At 71.3% G+C, this 12,920-nt stretch carries 11 protein-coding genes and 1 tRNA gene; 7 read left to right on the forward strand and 5 right to left on the reverse strand.

Going from position 1 to position 12,920, the window contains the following annotated elements; all coding sequences use genetic code 11:
* The first annotated feature begins 368 nt into the window (after window positions 1-368).
* Window positions 369-1,001, forward strand: coding sequence for a nicotinamide mononucleotide transporter family protein (locus IE317_RS41430; protein ID WP_191316827.1), 633 nt, complete (start codon window positions 369-371; stop codon window positions 999-1,001).
* On the opposite strand, the gene IE317_RS41435 is transcribed toward IE317_RS41430, so the two are convergent.
* Window positions 982-2,592: an L-lactate permease gene (locus tag IE317_RS41435; RefSeq protein ID WP_191316828.1), complete on the reverse strand. Its 1,611-nt coding sequence runs from the start codon at window positions 2,590-2,592 to the stop codon at window positions 982-984. The genes IE317_RS41430 and IE317_RS41435 overlap by 20 nt on opposite strands.
* A 130-nt stretch (window positions 2,593-2,722) precedes the next feature.
* Window positions 2,723-3,313, reverse strand: coding sequence for a TetR/AcrR family transcriptional regulator (locus tag IE317_RS41440; protein ID WP_191316829.1), 591 nt, complete (start codon window positions 3,311-3,313; stop codon window positions 2,723-2,725).
* 70 nt (window positions 3,314-3,383) lie between these two features.
* Here IE317_RS41440 and IE317_RS41445 point away from each other — a divergent pair, with 70 nt between their 5' ends.
* The gene (locus IE317_RS41445) at window positions 3,384-4,139 is read left to right on the forward strand and encodes an SDR family NAD(P)-dependent oxidoreductase (RefSeq protein WP_191316830.1); all 756 of its coding nucleotides are present in this window, start codon (window positions 3,384-3,386) and stop codon (window positions 4,137-4,139) included.
* Here the strand turns inward: IE317_RS41445 and IE317_RS41450 are convergent, their stop codons facing one another.
* Both IE317_RS41450 and aceE read right to left on the reverse strand, forming a co-directional pair.
* Window positions 4,140-5,351 (reverse strand): alpha-hydroxy acid oxidase, encoded by a 1,212-nt coding sequence (locus IE317_RS41450; protein ID WP_191316856.1) that lies wholly within the window; start codon window positions 5,349-5,351, stop codon window positions 4,140-4,142.
* 71 nt (window positions 5,352-5,422) lie between these two features.
* The gene (gene aceE / locus IE317_RS41455; RefSeq protein ID WP_191316831.1) at window positions 5,423-8,218 is read right to left on the reverse strand and encodes a pyruvate dehydrogenase (acetyl-transferring), homodimeric type; all 2,796 of its coding nucleotides are present in this window, start codon (window positions 8,216-8,218) and stop codon (window positions 5,423-5,425) included.
* Window positions 8,219-8,632: 414 nt separating this feature from the next.
* Between aceE and IE317_RS41460 the strand changes: the two genes are divergently transcribed.
* The 5 genes from IE317_RS41460 to IE317_RS41480 all read left to right on the forward strand — a co-directional run bounded on the left by IE317_RS41460 (window position 8,633) and on the right by IE317_RS41480 (window position 11,447).
* Window positions 8,633-9,064, forward strand: coding sequence for a DUF3052 domain-containing protein (locus tag IE317_RS41460; RefSeq protein ID WP_003084504.1), 432 nt, complete (start codon window positions 8,633-8,635; stop codon window positions 9,062-9,064).
* Between the two features lie 73 nt (window positions 9,065-9,137).
* Window positions 9,138-9,602, forward strand: a complete 465-nt coding sequence (locus tag IE317_RS41465; RefSeq protein ID WP_191316832.1) for a peroxiredoxin — start codon at window positions 9,138-9,140, stop codon at window positions 9,600-9,602.
* A 38-nt stretch (window positions 9,603-9,640) separates the two neighbouring features.
* A tRNA-Val gene (locus IE317_RS41470) sits at window positions 9,641-9,715 on the forward strand.
* A 16-nt stretch (window positions 9,716-9,731) separates the two neighbouring features.
* Entirely contained in the window at window positions 9,732-10,511 is a 780-nt protein-coding gene (locus IE317_RS41475) for an arginase family protein (RefSeq protein ID WP_191316833.1), read from the forward strand.
* A 42-nt stretch (window positions 10,512-10,553) separates the two neighbouring features.
* The gene (locus tag IE317_RS41480) at window positions 10,554-11,447 is read left to right on the forward strand and encodes a class I SAM-dependent methyltransferase (RefSeq protein ID WP_191316834.1); all 894 of its coding nucleotides are present in this window, start codon (window positions 10,554-10,556) and stop codon (window positions 11,445-11,447) included.
* Here IE317_RS41480 and IE317_RS41485 read toward each other — a convergent pair.
* Window positions 11,434-12,879: an MFS transporter gene (locus IE317_RS41485; protein ID WP_191316835.1), complete on the reverse strand. Its 1,446-nt coding sequence runs from the start codon at window positions 12,877-12,879 to the stop codon at window positions 11,434-11,436. The two genes, IE317_RS41480 and IE317_RS41485, sit on opposite strands and share 14 nt — an antisense overlap.
* Between the last annotated feature and the right edge of the window lie 41 nt (window positions 12,880-12,920).

The following is a 12,920-nucleotide window of genomic DNA, read 5'->3' on the forward strand; positions in this document are numbered from 1 at the left end:
GCAGCCGGAGCGCCGCCGCCCTGGGGCGTTGGCCCGGCTGGTTGCCGCGCTCCTCGCCGGAGGGAGTTGGGGGTCAGGGGTCGGGGGTTTGCAGCCGGAGCGCCGCCGCCCCGCGTCGTTGGCCCGGCTGGTTGCCGCGCTCCTCGCCGGAGCGGGGCCGGGGGCTCGGAGCCCGTAGCCCGGCTCGCGTCCGCAGCGCCGCGGCGCGCGCCGGGGGCCGGCAAGCTGCCGGAGCCGGAGCCGATGACCTGCCCGCTGTGGCCACACCCCCGCCGTTCCACCGTTCGGGATGTTCCGCCCCTCACACTCCCTAGGGAATGCGTCCGTCAGCGAGCATGTTGGGAGCGGTAGGACGAAAGGGGCGTGACGTGGACTTCCTGCTGCACCACGGGATCACCGTGCTCGGCCAGTGGATTTCGATCGCGGAGCTCGCCGGGCAGGTGTTCGCGCTCGCCGTCGTGTTCCTCGCGCAGCGTCGCACCCTGTGGACGTGGCCGGTGCAGGTCGGGGCCACCGTGCTGCTGTTCGCCGTCTACGTCTCCGCGCACCTCGGCGGGCTCGCCGCCCGGCAGGTCGCCATCCTCGCCATCTCCGTCTACGGCTGGTGGGCCTGGACCCGCCGCCAGGACCCGGTCTTCGGCGTCGTCGTCCGCAAGGGCCGGCTCGCCGAACGGCTGGCGATGCTCGGCGCCTTCGTCGTCGGCACCACCGTGATGGCGCTGGTCCTCGACGCCCTCCACGCGTCCTGGGCGCCCTGGCCGGACGCCGCCATCTTCGTCGGCACCCTCGTCGCCTTCGGGGCACAGGGGCTCGGGCTGGTCGAGTTCTGGCTGGTCTGGCTGGCCGTCGACGCGATCGGCGTCCCGCTGCAGATCTCCTCCGGCCTGTACTTCTCCGCCGCGATCTACATCGTGTTCGCCGGGCTCGTCGTGCACGGCTGGTGGAGCTGGAACCGCTCCGCAAAGCGCGTCGAGGCGCGGGTCATGGCAGCATCCAGCTGAGCGCCGCCGTGCTCTGACCCCACACGATCAGGCACATCACGAGCAGCAGCCCGACGCTCCACGGCAGCACCTTCCGCAGCAGCTTGCCCTCCTCGCCGGGCAGGTTCGCCGCCACACAGGCGATGGTGAGGTTCTGCGGCGACACCATCTTGCCGAGGACGCCGCCGGAGCTGTTCGCCGCGGCCAGCAGGTCCGCCGGCAGGCCGGTCTGGTGCGCCGCCGTCACCTGCAGGGCGCCGAACAGCGCGTTCGCCGAGGTGTCGGACCCGGAGACGGCGACGCCGAACCAGCCCAGCACCGGCGAGAGGAACGCCAGACCGGCGCCCGCGGCGGCGATGAACGTGCCGATCGTGGTCGTCTGGCCGGACAGGTTCATCACGTAGGCCAGCGCGAGCACGCCGGTGACGGTGAGGATCGCGAACCGCAGCTCCTTGACCGTCGCCAGCCACTCGCTCGCCGCGCCACCCGCCTTCACCGCGAGCAGCGCCGCCGTGATCACGCCGGCCAGCAGCACCAGTGTCCCGCCGGTGTTGAGCAGCGGCAGCGAGAACGTGTTGCCGGACACCGGTTTCCCGTTCGGCGCGGCGACGTTCAGGCCGGGCCAGTGGAACTTCCAGGTCGCCTTGTCCAGCAGCCGCTTGACCGGCGGCAGCACGGCGATCGAGAAGATCACGATGATGAGCAGGTACGGCAGGTACGCCTTGACGACGTCGCCGCGCGCGTCTTCCGGCGGTGTTTCGGCCGACGCCGTGCCCCCGGTGCCGATCCGGACGGCCTCGGGCACCGGCCGCCGGGTCTGCGGCAAGGCCACCAGCGCGGCCGCGCCGGCCAGCGCGGCGCCGATGTCGGCCAGCTGCGGTGACACGAAGTTCGACGCCAGGAACTGGACGAGCCCGAACGCGACCCCGCAGACGAGCGCGGGCAGCCAGGTGTCCTTGAGGCCGCGCTTGCCGTCGACGATGATCACCAGCAGCAGCGGGACGACCAGGGCCAGCAGCGGCGTCTGACGGCCGACGATCGAGGAAACCTCCTGCAGCGGCAGGCCGGTGACCTGGGCGAGGGTGACGACCGGGGTGCCCATGGCGCCGAACGCGACCGGCGCGGTGTTCGCGACCAGCGCGACCACGGCCGCCTTGACCGGGTGGAACCCCACGGCCACGAGCATCACGGCGCTGATCGCGACCGGCGCCCCGAACCCGGCCAGCGCCTCCATCAGCGCGCCGAAGCAGAAGGCGATGATCAGCGCCTGGATGCGCGGGTCGTCGGAGATCCGGCCGAACGAGCGGCGCAGCACGTCGAAGTGCCCGGTCCGCACGGTGAGCCGGTAGATCCACAGCGCGTTGACGACGATCCACATGATCGGCCACAGCCCGAACGCGGCGCCCTGGAGCGCCCCGGAGACGGCCTGCACCACCGGCATCCCGTATGCGGCGACGCCGACGACGAGTGCGACGAGCAGCCCGATGAGCGCGGCGTGGTGCGCCCGCATCCGGACGGCCCCGAGCAGGACGAGGACGGTGGCGAGGGGCAGCACGGCGACCAGCGCGGACAGGCCGAGTGAGCCGAGGGGAGTCAGATCCTGCACGAACACGGGCGACCTCCGTTTTCCACGATGCGAAAACGGCCTTTCGGCGGGTGCCCGAGATCTTCGTCACAAACCAGGCGGTCCGTCAAGAACTTGAGACCGGTTGGCTCAGCGAGTCAGTGTTCAACGGCTTGCTTCACGGCTTCGGCAGCACGGCGAGCGCGGTCTCGGCGATCGCCCGGATGCCGTCCGGCTCGACGCCGCCCTTGCCCAGGGCCTCGAGGCCGCGCAGGACCGCCAGCACCAGCCCGGCGAGGTGGGCGGGGTCGTGGCCGGTGGCGAGGTCGCCCGCGCGCTGGGCGCCCGCGATGCACGCCGTCAGGTAGCCCTGCAGGTCGCGGAACGCCCGCTCGGTCCGCGTGGCGACGGCCTCGTCGTGCTCCGCGCATTCGGCGGCGCCCTTCGCCATCAGGCAGCCACGGCGTTCCCGGTCGGCGATGACCGATTCGGCAATCGCGCGCACGTGGTCCTGCAGCCGCTGGTACGCGGTGTCGTCGGGGCCTTCGAGCTGGTGCCGCACGCCGTCGGTCGCTTCGGTGCAGTAGTAGTCGTAGACGCGCAGGTAAAGCGCGTGCTTGTCGCCGAAGGCGCCGTACAGGCTGCCCTTGCCGAGGCCGGTCGCGGCGGCGAGGTCGTCGACCTTCGTGCCCGCGTACCCGTGTTCCCAGAACTGGTCCCTGGCCGCGCGCAGGACCGCTGTCTCGTCGAAGCTCCGGGGTCTCGCCATGAGATCAGGCTAACCATTCTTGACTACTTCGTCCAGAACGGCGTACGTTCTGGACGAGATAGTCAAGAACTTGGAGGACATCGTGAACCTGCAGGACAAGACCGCGGTCGTGACCGGGGGCAGCACCGGCATCGGGCTCGCCATCGCGAAGCGCTTCGCGGCCGAAGGCGCGCACGTGTTCATCACGGGCCGGCGCAAGGAGGCCCTCGACGACGCGGTCGCCGAAATCGGCGGCAGCGTGACGGCGGTCCGGGCGGACTCGGCGAACCTCGCCGACCTCGACGAGCTCTACCGCGCGGTGGCCGAGCGCGGCCGCGGCCTGGACGTCCTGGTGGCCAACTCCGGCGGGGGCAGCTTCGCCCCGCTCGGACAGATCACCGAGGAGCAGTTCGACAGCACGTTCGCCACGAACGTCAAGGGGGTCGTCTTCGCCGTCCAGAAGGCGCTGCCGCTGCTGAACGCGAACGCGTCGATCATCCTCACCGGCTCGACGGCGTCGACCCGGGTCGACCCGGCGTTCAGCGTCTACGGGGCGACGAAGGCGGCGGTGCGCACCCTCGCCCGCGGCTGGGCGGTCGACCTGAAGGGGACCGGGACGCGGGTCAACGTCCTGGCCCCGGGGCCCACGCGCACCCCCGGCCTGCTCGGCCTCGTCGCCGAGGACGAGCAGCAGGGTCTGCTCGACAACGCCGCGGCGCAGGTCCCGCTCGGCCGGGTCGGTGAACCGGCGGAGATCGCGGCCGCGGCGCTGTTCCTGGCGTCGGAGGAGTCGAGCTTCGTCAACGGCGTCGAGTTCTTCGTCGACGGCGGCCTCGCGCAGGTCTGACTAGCGCAGGGTGGCGTGGGAGGGCTTCAGGTCGGCGAGGGTGCGGACGCCGAGCAGCTGCATCGTGCGGACCATCTCCGTCCGCAGGATGTCGACGCAGCGCTGGACGCCGCGCTCGCCGCCGGCCATGAGGCCGTACAGGAAGGCGCGGCCGATCAGCACCGCGTTCGCGCCGCGGGCGATGGCCGCCACGATGTCGCCGCCGGAGAGGATGCCCGTGTCGATCCAGACCTCCGCGCCGTCCTGGACCTCGTCGAGGACCGCCGGGAGCAGCTCCAGCGGCGTCGGCGCGCGGTCGAGCTGGCGGCCGCCGTGGTTGGAGATCAGGACCGCGTCCGCGCCGTGCTTGACGACGTCGCGGGCGTCGTCGACGTTCTGGATGCCCTTGACCACGAGCTTCCCCGGCCAGGTCTGGCGGACCCAGTCGAGGTCGTCGAAGTTCAGCGTCGGGTCGAAGAGCTTGTTCAGCAGCTCCGCGACCGTCCCGTCGAAGTGGCTGAGCGAGGCGAAGTTCAGCGGTTCGGTGGTGAGCAGGTTGAACCACCACGCCGGGTGCAGCGCGCCGTCGAGGAACGTCTTGAGCGTGAGGGCCGGCGGGATGGTCAGGCCGTTGCGGACGTCGCGCAGCCGCGAGCCGCCGACCGGGGTGTCCACGGTCAGCATCAGCGTGTCGTAGCCCGCCGCCCACGCGCGATTCATCAGATCTTCGCCGGCGCCGTGGTCGCGCCAGACGTAGAGCTGGAACCACTTGCGCGCGCCCGGCGCGGCCTCGGCGAGATCCTCGATCGAAGTCGTCGCCATCGTCGAGAGCCCGACCGGGATGCCGGTGCGCTCGGCGACACGGGCCACCGCGCGCTCGCCTTCGTGCTGCATCATGCGGGTGAAACCGGTGGGCGCGAAGGCGAACGGCAGCGCCGACGTCTTGCCGAGGATCTCGCGGGTGGTGTCCACATCGGACACCCCGCGCAGCACGTTCGGGTGGAACTCGATGCGGCGGTACGCCTGCCGGGCCCGCAGCAGGCTGTCCTCGAGCTCGGCCGCGCCGTCGGTGTAGTCGAACGCCGCCCGCGGGGTGCGCTTGCGCGCGATCATCCGCAGGTCGGCGATGGTGTGCGCGTTCGCCAGCCGGCGATCGGTCGGGTTCAGCACGATCGGCTTCGGCCGCAGGATCTGCTGCAGCTCGCTCGGCTTCGGCAACCGGCGCTTCGTCACCTTCATCAACTCCCTACGCGCAAGGGCCCGGCAGACATCGGATGTCTGCCGGGCCCGAACCTAGCACCCGATCACGCGTTCCCGGAATCCGACGTCTGCGGCCCGGCGGCCGCGATGTCGTCGAGCCGGTACTTCGTGGCCGCTTCGAGGACCTTCGCCTGGTCGACCTCGCCGCGCTTGGCGAGGATCGACAGCGCCCCGACGGTGATCGACTCGGCGTCGACCAGGAACTTCCGCCGCGCCGCCGGCCGGGTGTCGGAGAACCCGAACCCGTCGGTGCCGAGCGTCAGCATGTCGGTCGGGACGTACGGGCGGATCAGGTCCGGCACCGCGCGCATCCAGTCCGACACCGCCACGACCGGCCCGTTCGCACCCTTGAGCGCCTCGGTGACGTACGGCACGCGCGGCTCGCTGCCCGGGTAGAGCAGGTTGTCGTGGTCGATTTCGACGGCTTCGCGCCGCAGCTCGGTCCACGACGTCGCCGACCACACCGAGGCCCGCACGCCCCACTCCTCGGCCAGCTTCTTCTGCGCCTTGAGCGCGTCCGGCATCGTGACGCCCGAGACCAGGATCTGCACCTCGGGACCGTCGCCCTCGGGGGCGTCGGCGTACTTGTACAGGCCCTTCAGCAGGCCGTCGACGTCGAGGTTCTCCGGCTCGGCGGGCTGCTGGTACGGCTCGTTGTAGATCGTCATGTAGTAGAAGACGTTCTCGCCGTTGCCGTCCGGGCCGGTCTCGCCGTACATCCGGCGCAGGCCGTCCTTGACGATGTGCGCGATCTCGAACGACCACGCCGGGTCGTAGGCCACCGCGGCCGGGTTGGTCGCCGCCAGCAGCAGCGAGTGCCCGTCCGCGTGCTGCAGGCCCTCACCCGTCAGGGTGGTCCGGCCGGCGGTGGCGCCGAGGACGAACCCGCGGGCCATCTGGTCGGCGGCGGCGTACAGGCCGTCACCGGTGCGCTGGAACCCGAACATCGAGTAGAAGATGTAGATCGGGATCATCGGCTCGCCGTGCGTGGCGTACGACGTGCCGACGGCGGTGAACGACGCGGTCGAGCCCGCCTCGTTGATGCCCTCGTGCAGCAGCTGGCCCTTCTCGGACTCCTTGTAGGCCAGCATCAGGCTCGCGTCGACCGAGGTGTACGTCTGGCCGTGCGGGTTGTAGATCTTCGCCGTCGGGAACATCGAGTCGAGGCCGAAGGTGCGGGCCTCGTCCGGGATGATCGGGACGACGCGCTTGCCGATCTCGGAGTCCTTCGCCAGCTCCCGGACCAGCCGGACGAACGCCATCGTGGTGGCGACCTCCTGCTTGCCGGAGCCCTTCCGGATGCCCTCGTAGACCTTGTCGCCGGGCAGCACCAGGGCCTTGGCGGCCTTGGGACGGCGTTCCGGCAGGAAGCCGCCGAGCGCCTTGCGGCGGCCGATCATGTACTCGATCTCGGGCGAGTTCGCGCCCGGGTGGTAGTACGGCGGCAGCTTCGGGTCGCGCTCCAGCTCCTCGTCGCTGATCGGGATCCGCTGCGAGTCGCGGAACAGCTTCAGGTCGTCGAGGGTGAGCTTCTTCATCTGGTGCGTGGCGTTGCGGCCCTCGAACGCCGGGCCCAGGCCGTAGCCCTTGATCGTGTGGGCCAGGATCACCGTCGGCTGGCCGTGGTGCTCCAGCGCCGCCTTGTACGCCGCGTACACCTTGCGGTAGTCGTGGCCGCCGCGCTTGAGGTTCCAGATGTCGGCGTCGGAGAGGTCCTTGACCAGGTCCTTCGTCCGCGGGTCGCGGCCGAAGAAGTGCTCGCGGACGAAGGCGCCGTCGTTGGCCTTGTACGTCTGGTAGTCACCGTCCGGGGTGACGTTCATCAGGTTGACCAGCGCGCCGTCGCGGTCGGCGTGCAGCAGCGAGTCCCACTCGCGGCCCCAGATCACCTTGATGACGTTCCAGCCGGCGCCGCGGAAGTACGACTCCAGCTCCTGGATGATCTTGCCGTTGCCGCGCACCGGGCCGTCGAGCCGCTGCAGGTTGCAGTTGATCACGAAGGTCAGGTTGTCGAGGCCCTCGCCGGCGGCCACGTGGATGAGGCCGCGGGACTCGGCCTCATCCATCTCACCGTCGCCGAGGAACGCCCAGACGTGCTGGTCGTCGGTGTTCTTGATGCCGCGGTCACGCAGGTAGCGGTTGAACCGGGCCTGGTAGATGGCGTTCATCGGGCCGAGGCCCATGGACACCGTCGGGTTCTCCCAGAACTCCGGCATCAGCCGCGGGTGCGGGTACGACGGCAGGCCGCCGCCCTCGCCGGCGTGGCTGTACTCCTGGCGGAAGCCGTCGAGCTGCGACTCGGAGAGGCGTCCCTCGAGGAACGCGCGGGCGTAGATGCCGGGGGAGGCGTGACCCTGGATGTAGATCTGGTCGCCGCCGCCGGAGTGGTCCTTGCCGCGGAAGAAGTGGTTGAAGCCCACCTCGTAGAGCGCGGCCGAGGAGGCGTAGGTCGAGATGTGGCCGCCGACGCCGACACCCGGGCGCTGCGCGCGGTGCACCATGATCGCCGCGTTCCAGCGGATCCAGGCGCGGTAGCGGCGCTCGATGTCCTCGTCGCCGGGGAACCACGGCTCGTTTTCGGTGGGGATCGTGTTGACGTAGTCCGTCGAGGTCAGGGCGGGGACGCCGACGTTCCGCTCCCGGGCGCGCTCGAGGATGCGCAGCATCAGGTACCGGGCCCGCTGCTGACCGCCCCTCGCGAGAGCCTCGTCGAAGGAGTCCAGCCACTCGGCGGTCTCCTCCGGGTCGATGTCGGGCAGGTGCGCCGCCAGTCCGTCACGGATGACGCGTACGCGTGCCGGGGTCTCCTTGCCGGAGGCGCCGTCGTTCTGCGGGGCCAAGGGGTCTCCTTGCGAAAAGTTGTAGCCGGTGGTGCTCGTACGCGGGGGTGTACGACTCTCCATCGTCGTCTTCCGTCCCGGCTTCCGCACCGCTACTTGGCGGTAACATAGACCGGCCCGGTCGAGCCACTCCCTGCGCGCGGTGTATCGCGCGCGCGTTTACTTCCTCCCCACCCTAGGGGACGACCCTCGGAGGGGTGGCAGACCGGGGGCGCCAGGTACCCGAAACGCCGTCGCGGCGGCCCGGTGGCGGGCCGTATCCTGCGACACGAGTTGTCACAGATCCGGTGTGGACGGTTGCGCGCGGAGCCTCACCAGTGTTCGCTATCGGCAACCGGGTAGCCGAGTGTGGCCCAGACGTACCCTCCGGGGTGTCCGAAGCCACGCTCCGTCGTAGTTGGAGGAGTGAAAGCAGTGGTCGCCGCGGGAGACGCTGATCAGAGCAGCGTCGCCGAGAGGCTCGGCATCAAGCCCGAGATGGTGGTCCAGGAGATCGGCTGGGACGAGGACGTCGACGACGACGTCCGCGCGGCGATCGAGGAGCAGATCGGCGGGGACATCCTCGACGAGGACGCCGACGAGGTCATCGACGTGGTGCTGCTCTGGTGGCGCGAGGACGACGGCGACCTGGGCGACGCGCTCATCGACGCCAGGGGCCCCCTGGAGGAGACCGGCGTGATCTGGGTGCTCACCCCCAAGACGGGGCAGCCCGGGCACGTCGAGCCGAGCGAAATCGCCGAAGCGGTGCCCGCCGTCGGACTGGCCCAGACCGCCAACATCAGTGTCGGCCCGAACTGGATCGGCACCCGCCTGGTGTCCCCCAAGTCGAAGTCGAAGCAGCGCTGAGCCGGTCTCGCCGGACGGACACGATAGGGTTGTCCTCGCAGGCACGTGTCCGTTCAGGAGAGGAAACGCTGGTATGACCGTCGAGGTCGGTTCGCAGGCCCCTGACTTCACGCTCAACGACTACAACAAGCAGCCGGTCCAGCTGTCGTCGTTCCGGGGTGACAAGCCGGTGCTGCTGGTCTTCTACCCCTTCGCGTTCAGCGGCATCTGCACCGGCGAGCTGTGCCAGCTCCGTGACGAGTTCGCCGACTACGACAACAAGGGCGTCCAGGTCCTGGGCGTCTCGGTCGACACGCCGTTCTCGCTCAAGGCGTGGGCCGAGAAGGAGGGCTACCAGTTCCCGCTGCTGTCCGACTTCTGGCCGCACGGCGAAGTGGCTCGTTCTTATGGCGTCTTCCACGAGGACGCGGGCCTGGCGGTCCGCGGCACGTTCCTGATCGACAAGGACGGCGTGGTCCGGTTCGCCGAGGTCAACGCCCCGGGCGAGGCCCGCGACCAGCAGGGCTGGAAGAAGGCCGTGGCCGAACTGACGGCATGAGTTTTCCGGCGGCGGCCCGGTCCGGGCCGCCGCCGACCGGGCGCATAGCTCAGCGGAAGAGCACTCGGCTTACACCCGAGCGGTCGCAGGTTCGAACCCTGCTGCGCCCACCAGCGAAAACGAGGTTCCATGACCATCGTCGTGCCCTATCACCAGGATGAACGGCTGCCCGGCAGCAGCATTCCGCTGCCCGGAGCCGCCGCCGTCGAGACCGTCGATGCGTCCTTGCCCGAAGGAGACGTCTGGACCCGGCTCGTGGCGTTGTTCGACGTGGTCGCGGACCTCGTGTCTGCCCGGCTGGGGACGCCGGAGGCCGACGGCCCGGTGGTGGTGTCCGGGGACTGCCTGGTCGCCGGCGCCACGATCACCGGTGCGCAGCGGGCGGGCCTCGACCCGTCGGTGGTCTGGTTCGACGCGCACGGCGACGTGCACACCCTGCGCAGCTCGACCTCGGGCTACCTCGGTGGCCTCGCGCTGCGGCTCGTCCTCGGCGCGCACGAGGAGCTGTTCGCGGTGCCGCTGGGGCTTCGTCCCCTGGCCGAACGCCAGGCGGTGCTGGTCGATGCGCGCGACCTCGATCCGGCCGAGGCCGACTTCCTCGCCGGCAGCGACGTCCGCCGCCTCGGGGTCGAGGACCTCCAGGCGGCGATGCTGCCCGGCGGACCGCTCGTCCTGCACATCGACGTGGACGTGGTCGACACCGCCGAACTGCCGGGGACGCGCTTTCCCGCCCCGAACGGACCCACGCAGCGGGCTGTCCTCGACGCCGTGCGGCGGGTGCTGGCCACGGGCCGGGTCGTCGCCGTCGACATCGCGTGTCCCTGGCACCCCGCCCGTGACGAGCACGAGACCGCCGCCCGTGCCCGCCTGCTCACCGAACTCCTCGCCGCGGCGCGCGCGGCGGCGTAATTCGTTGGCCTGCCCGGAGGCCGTGTCACTAGCGTCTGCCGGGTGATCCACGAAGATCCGCGTGCCTACCTGCTGGGCCTCGAGGGCATGGCGTTGCTGCGGGCGTTCACCGGAGAGTTCGGCCGCGACTTCGTCGAAGCCCGGATCGCCGAGGTCCGCCGGGTGCTCGCCGACGAGGCGCTGGCGGACGCCGCCGTGGACGTGGACCGGGTCGACACCGTCACCGGCTACCGGTGGTGGTCGGCGACGTACGACCGGCCCAACTCGGCGTTCGACCTCGACGAGCCCGTGGTCCGGGAGATCGTGGACGCGCTGCCCGTGGGCGTGGCGCTCGATGCCGCGTGCGGGACCGGCCGCTACGCCGAATTCCTGGCCCGCCGCGGCCACCGGGTCATCGGCGTGGACGGCTCGCCCGACATGCTCGCCCGGGCGCGGACCCGGGTGCCGGAGGCCGAGTTCCTGCTCGGCGACCTGCACCGGCTGCCGGTGGCGGACGACGGGGCCGACCTCGTCCTGTGCGGCTTGGCGCTGACGCACGTCCCGGCGCTCGAGCCGGTGCTGGCGGAGTTCGCCCGGGTGCTGCGGCCCGGCGGACACCTGGTGCTCGCCGACATGCATCCCGACCGGGTGGCACAGGGCGCGATCCCGCCCGTGCGCGGCGCCGACGGCCGGCCCGGCCGGCTGAGGAGCTACCGCCACCCGATCGGCGACTACCTGCGTGCCGCCTTGGCGGTGGGACTGCAGGTGCGTCGCTGCGAGGAACCGCTCCTGCCGTCCGGCGACCCGCCTGCCGCGGGGGAACCGGCAGGCGGGCCCGGACCGTGGGAGCTGTGGCCGTGGAGCCTGGCCGGCCTGGTGCCCGAAGCGGCCCGGGCCGTCAACACGGGTGCGCCCGCTCTGGTCATCTGGCACTTCCAAGCGCTCACTCCGCCATGACCGGCTCGGGGACGACGGCCGTGGCGCGGCGCATCGTCGTCACCAGGAGGGCCAGCCCCGCGAACAGCACCGCCGCGATCACACCCGTCACGTTCAATGCCGTCGTGAACGCGTCCTTCGCCTGCCCGGCCAGCTCCGGCCGGGTGACGTCGACGGCGAGGGTCGTGCCCGCCGGGAACACGCCGTGGTACACCGCCGCCGCGGTCAGGCCGATCAGGGCCATGCCCAGTGAGCCGCCCAGGTAGTTGCCGGTGTCGGCCATCGAGGCCGCCGAACCCGCGCGCTCCGGCGGGACCGAGCCCACCACCAGGCCGATGCCCAGCGCGAACAGCGGACCCGTGCCCAGCGTCAGGACCGTGATGCCCACCACGACCGGCACCAGGCCGTCGGTGACGGCCAGCAGGAGGCTGCCCGCCGCGGACACCGCCAGGCCGGCCGCGATCGCCGTGGCCGGGGTGACGAACCGGGTCAACGCCGGGGCCGCCGTCGTGCCCGCCGCCACGCCGAGGCCCATCGGGGCGAACAGCAGCGCCGAGACGAGCGGGGAGTGGCCGAGCACACTCTGCAGGTACTGCGTCACCAGCAGGCCGACGCCGGCCATCGCCACCCCGGCGAACACCAGCGCGACCAGCACCGCGGTGAACGGGCGGTTCCGGAACAGCCGCAGGTCCAGCAGCGGCGACGCGGTGGTCAGCTGACGGCGGGCGAAGACGGCGCCCAGCAGCGTCCCGGCGGCGATCGCCGCGACCGGGAGGACCGGCGACCCGGTGGACAGCTGCTTGAGGCCGAACACGATCAGCAGCACCGCGGCCAGCGAAAGCGCCACCCCGGGCAGGTCCAGCCGCCCGGACGACGGCGCGCGGAACTCGGGCAGCAGCACCGGTCCCGCGACGAGCAGGACGGCCACGGCCGGGACGGCGACCAGGAACACCGAGCTCCACGAGAAGTGCTGGAGCAGGAAGCCGGCGAACACGGGGCCGGCCGCGCCGCCCGCGAACTGGCAGGTGGCCCAGATCGAGATGGCCTTCCCGCGCTGCTTCTCGTCGCGGAACATGTTGGTGATCAGGGCGAGCGTCGACGGCATCAGCGTCGCCCCGGCGACCCCCAGCGCCGCGCGGACGACGATGAGCATCACCGGCCCGGTCGAGAACGCCGCGACGATCGACAGCAGCCCGAACGCCCCGCCGCCGGCGAGCAGCAGCCGCCGTCGCCCGATCCGGTCGCCGAGCGTGCCCATGGTGATGACGAACCCGGCGACGACGAAGCCGTAGCTGTCGGTGATCCACAGCTGTTCGGTGCTGCTCGCGCCGAGGTCCGCGCTCAGCTGCGGCAGCGCGAGGAACAGCGAGGTCATGTCCATCGCGACGAGCAGGGTGGGCAGCACGAGCACCGCCAGTCCCAGCCACTCCCGCCGTCCGGCCGGCTTCTCCATGTCCGCTCCTTCTCCGTGGTCTGTTTGCCAGGAGGTCGGAG

The sequence above is a fragment of the Amycolatopsis bullii genome (assembly GCF_014654205.1).
GTDB lineage: Bacteria > Actinomycetota > Actinomycetes > Mycobacteriales > Pseudonocardiaceae > Amycolatopsis > Amycolatopsis plumensis.

Coding starts and splice junctions, on each gene's coding strand:
- IE317_RS41465 (WP_191316832.1), top strand. CDS start 9,138: ATGACCGTCGAGGTCGGTTCGCAGGCCCCTGACTTCACGCTCAACGAC.
- IE317_RS41485 (WP_191316835.1), bottom strand. CDS start 12,879: ATGGAGAAGCCGGCCGGACGGCGGGAGTGGCTGGGACTGGCGGTGCTC.
- IE317_RS41440 (WP_191316829.1), bottom strand. CDS start 3,313: ATGGCGAGACCCCGGAGCTTCGACGAGACAGCGGTCCTGCGCGCGGCC.
- IE317_RS41475 (WP_191316833.1), top strand. CDS start 9,732: ATGACCATCGTCGTGCCCTATCACCAGGATGAACGGCTGCCCGGCAGC.